Source organism: Microbacterium sp. CPCC 204701 (genome assembly GCF_004010105.1).
Lineage (GTDB): Bacteria > Actinomycetota > Actinomycetes > Actinomycetales > Microbacteriaceae > Microbacterium.
Genome location: NZ_RRYE01000265.1, coordinates 1 through 4,318 on the forward strand (window position 1 = coordinate 1; position 4,318 = coordinate 4,318).

Here is a 4,318-nt window from a genome sequence, read left to right on the forward strand (position 1 = left end):
CGGCGGCTGCTGCGGGGCACGTCGCTCGCTCTCGTGGCGACCGTCGCCGGCGTCGCGCTCGGCGGCGGCGCGCTCGGCTCGGTGGCAGGACGATGGACCCTGCCGCCGGACTGGAGCGTGCTGGCATGTGACATCGGACAGGGCGACGCCGTGCTTCTGCGCTCGGCGGGCGTCGTCGCGCTCGTCGACACCGGCCCGGATCCGGCTGCGCTCACCGCGTGCCTCGCGCGTGCGGGCATCGAGCGGATCGATCTGCTCGCCCTGACGCATTTCGACCGCGACCATTCCGGTGGTATCGCGGCCGTCGAGGGCCGGGTGGGTACCGTGATCCACGGGCCGCCGGACGACGACGGACGCGCGGCGATCGAGAGCCTCGTGCATGCCGGCGCACACAGCGTCGAGGCATCCGCCGGGCTGAGCGGCTCGCTCGGCGACGCACGGTGGCGCGTGCTGTGGCCGATCGCCGAGAGCCGCGCGTACCCGCCTGGGAACGACGCCAGCGTGGTGCTCGACGTACGCGGCGGCGGGATCCCGGCCACCCTGCTGCTGGGCGACCTCTCCGCATCGCCGCAGCGCGCGCTCGGGGCAGCCGGCTCCCTCGTGGCGCCCTACGCGCTCGTCAAGGTCGCGCACCACGGCAGTGCCGATCAGGACCCCGCGCTGTACGCCGCGGCGGCTCCGTCACTCGCGCTCATCACGGTCGGAGCCGACAACGACTACGGTCACCCCCGTGAGACGATCCTCGAACTGCTGAAGGGTCTCGGCGCGCGCGTCGTCCGCACCGACCTCCAGGGAATCGTCGCAGTGTGGGAAGCCGCCGGCGGGCTGCGCGTGTGGCGCGAGCGCGGGGGATGAGTCGGAGGTCGTCGGTAGGCTGGGGGAATGGCTTCACCTGCGCGTCGCGCCCCCGCGAAGGCGGCGCGCAGCGCCATCCCGCAGCTCGCGTGGCGGGCTCCCCAGCCGGCGCCGATCGTACTCGTCTCAGGTCCCGAGGAGGTGTGCGCGGAACGTGCGATCGCCGGAGTGCGCGACTATCTCCGCGCCGAAGACCCGACGCTCGAGGTGAGCGACGTGCGCGCCGACGACTACGCAGCCGGCACGCTTCTGGGCGTCACGTCGCCGTCGCTGTTCGGCGAGCCGCGACTGGTCCGCGTGAGCGGCGTCGAGAAGTGCTCCGACACCTTCCTCACCGAGGCGCTCTCGTACCTCGCCGCGCCGCAGGACGGCGCGACCGTCGTGCTGCGGCACACCGGGGCGAGCGTCCGCGGCAAGAAGCTGCTCGACGCGATCCGCGCCGGCGACGGCTCGGGCGTCGAGATCGCGTGCCCGGCCGTCAAGCGCGACTCCGACCGCTATGACTTCGCCGCCGGCGAGTTCCAGGCCGCGAGCAAGCGCATCGCGCCCGCCGCCCTGCGCGCTCTCGTGTCGGCGTTCGCCGACGACCTGACCGAGCTCGCGGCGGCGTGCCAGCAGCTGATCTCCGATGTGCCCGGCGACGTGACCGACGACGTCGTGCAGCGCTACTACGGCGGGCGCGTCGAGACGTCGGCCTTCACCGTCGCCGACACGGCGATCGCGGGCCGGTACGGCGAGGCGCTCATCGCGCTGCGCCACGCGCTGGCTTCCGGCGCCGACCCGGTACCGCTCGTGGCCGCGGTCGCGATGAAGCTGCGCACGATGGCGCGCGTCGCGGGCACGCGTGAGCCGGCGGCGGCTCTGGCTGCACGGCTGGGCATGAAGGACTGGCAGGTCGATCGCGCCCGCCGCGACCTCGTCGGCTGGAACGAAGAGTCCCTCGGTCGCGCGATCCAGGCGACGGCGCGTGCGGATGCCGAGGTCAAAGGCGGCTCACGCGATGCGGTGTTCGCGCTCGAGCGCATGATCACCGTGATCGCGACGCGCGCCCCTTACGGCTCCTGAGCGGGCGCGACCGACGCCGCCCCGTCCACTCCGCTGCAGACAGCAGAAAGGCCCGCCCCGCAGGGGAACGGGCCTCGGACCTCGCGGTCGGGTCTGCGCAGGCTCAGATCGAAGCGACCTGCTTGGCGATCGCCGACTTGCGGTTCGACGCCTGGTTCTTGTGGATGACGCCCTTGCTGACGGCCTTGTCGAGCTTCTTGGTGGCCTTGCCGAGCGCCTTCTCAGCGGCGTTCTTGTCGCCCGCCGCGACGGCCTCGCGGGTGTGGCGCACGAGCGTCTTCAGCTCGCTCTTGACAGCCTTGTTGCGCTCGCGCGCCTTCTCGTTGGTCTTGTTGCGCTTGATCTGCGACTTGATGTTCGCCACGTGTCGACGTTTCTTTCGTTCGAAGGGAATCGGATTTGATGTGCCGGTCGGCGAGAGAGGGCGCCTCGCGGCGGTCGTGAGGGACGAACCCACACGCAAGCCAAACAAGGATTCTATCAGGTCGTGCCGCGCGGCGCTGACGGGGCCCGGGCGCGCCGGTTCGCGGCCGGTCCCGATCGTGGTGCATGATCGACGCAGCGAGCGCCAGCGTCGGCGCACGCGGCACACGTGAAAGGGTCCCCGATGCCGTCCGCCTCGCCTGTCGACCTCGCCATGTTCCCGCCCGGCTTCCGATGGTCGGCGGCGACTGCCGCCTTCCAGATCGAGGGCTCACGGGATGCGGACGGTCGTGGCCGATCGATCTGGGACGACTTCATCGACACGCCGGCTGCCGTCCGCGATGGATCGACCGCAGACCCGGGTCCCGACAGCTATCGCAGGCACCGTGACGACGTGGCACTGCTGCGCGAGCTCGGCGTCGATCGCTACCGGTTCTCGATCTCGTGGGTGCGCGTTCAGCCGGAGCCGGGCGGCCGTGTCGTCCAGGCGGGACTCGACTACTACCGGCGTCTGGCCGATGACCTGCTCGAAGCGGGCATCACGCCGTTCGCCACGCTGTACCACTGGGATCTGCCGAGCGTCCTCGAGGCTCGGGGTGGCTGGCTCGAACGCGAGACAGCACTCCGGTTCGCCGAGTACGCCGAAGCGACCGCAGACGCCCTGGGCGACCGCATCCGTCACTGGTACACGCTCAACGAGCCGGTCTCGACATCGCTGCAGGGGTACGCCGTAGGACAGCTCGCCCCCGGGCGCCAGCTGCTGTTCGGCGCGCTGCCGACCGTGCACCACCAGCTGCTCGCGCACGGTCTTGCGGCCCGAGTGCTGCGGAGTGCCGGCGCCGCGGAGGTGGGAATCGTCAACAACCACACGCTCGTCCTTCCTGCCTCGGGCGCAGAGGCAGACCTCGTGGCGGCAAGAGCCTACGACCTGCTGCACAACCGGATCTTCGCCGACCCGGTGCTGACCGGGGAGTATCCCGCCCTCGAGGCCTTCCGAGTCCCAGCCCTGCCCGTCGAGGAGGGCGACCTCGAGCTGATCGGCGCGCACAGCGACTTCTACGGCATCAACTTCTACAACCCGACGACCGTGGCCGCCGCGGCCGAGGGCGCTGCGGTCCCATTCGAGATCATCCCCACGGCCGGCGCCCCCGTGACGGGATTCGGGCCGGAGTGGCCGATCGTCCCATCGGCGCTGGCGAGCCTGCTGATCGACTTCCGCGAGCGCTACGGCGACCGGCTGCCGCCCATGATCATCGGCGAGAATGGCGCGTCGTTCCCGGAGCCCGACCGCGTCAGCGCGCCGCTTCAGGACGCCGCCCGCATCGACTATCTCGCCGGCCACATCGGCGCCGTCGGATCCGCGCTTGCGGCAGGCGTGGATGTGCGGGAGTACACCGTGTGGTCGCTCCTCGACAACTTCGAGTGGGTCGAGGGCTTCACACAGCGATTCGGGCTCGTGCACGTCGACTTCGACTCCGCCGCACGCACTCCGAAGGCGTCGTACGACTGGTATCGCACCCTCATCGAGCATGCTCGCCGCAGCGCGACCGCGTCTTCGACCACCGTCTCGGCAGGAGCCGGCGCATGAGCGCCGGCGTCGCACGCAGGGCCGGTGCCGGCTGGTTCAGCCTCTTCACCCTCGCGTGGCTCGCGATCTGGACGGCGCAGTTGACACCCGTCCAGCTGCTGCTGCCGCTTCAGCTCGACTCGCCCGACGACGCGTCGGGATGGATCGCCGGAGTGGTCTACTCGGGCCTGGTGCTCGGCATCGGCGGCGTGGTCGCCATCGTGGTCCTGCCCGTCGCAGGTGCCCTGTCGGATCGTACGCGAGGGCGGTGGGGGCGCCGCCGCCCGTGGGCGGTCGGCGGCTCGCTGCTGGCCGCGGCGTCGCTGATCACGCTCGCATTCGCGACGCCGCTCGGTGTCGGCGTCGGCTGGATCGGCGTCTCGGTGGGGCTCGCGGTGGCGTCCGCGG

5 protein-coding genes are annotated in these 4,318 nt (G+C 71.4%); 4 read left to right on the top strand and 1 reads right to left on the bottom strand.

Features of this window, described 5'->3' with window-relative positions; translation table 11 throughout:
- Window positions 1-855, top strand: an 855-nt coding sequence (locus EIO58_RS13525; RefSeq protein WP_127819974.1) for a ComEC/Rec2 family competence protein, incomplete at its 5' end; no start/stop codon positions are given.
- 27 nt (window positions 856-882) lie between these two features.
- The gene (gene holA / locus EIO58_RS13530) at window positions 883-1,920 is read left to right on the top strand and encodes a DNA polymerase III subunit delta (protein ID WP_127819975.1); all 1,038 of its coding nucleotides are present in this window, start codon (window positions 883-885) and stop codon (window positions 1,918-1,920) included.
- Window positions 1,921-2,023: 103 nt separating this feature from the next.
- On the opposite strand, the gene rpsT is transcribed toward holA, so the two are convergent.
- Complete coding sequence (gene rpsT, locus EIO58_RS13535; RefSeq protein WP_127819976.1) at window positions 2,024-2,284, bottom strand: 30S ribosomal protein S20; 261 nt, start codon at window positions 2,282-2,284, stop codon at window positions 2,024-2,026.
- Window positions 2,285-2,527: 243 nt separating this feature from the next.
- On the opposite strand from rpsT, the gene EIO58_RS13540 reads away from it, so the two are divergent.
- Both EIO58_RS13540 and EIO58_RS13545 read left to right on the top strand, forming a co-directional pair.
- The gene (locus tag EIO58_RS13540) at window positions 2,528-3,931 is read left to right on the top strand and encodes a GH1 family beta-glucosidase (RefSeq protein WP_127819977.1); all 1,404 of its coding nucleotides are present in this window, start codon (window positions 2,528-2,530) and stop codon (window positions 3,929-3,931) included.
- On the top strand, window positions 3,928-4,318 hold a 391-nt coding region (locus EIO58_RS13545; RefSeq protein ID WP_205789276.1), incomplete at its 3' end, for an MFS transporter. The genes EIO58_RS13540 and EIO58_RS13545, both read left to right, overlap by 4 nt.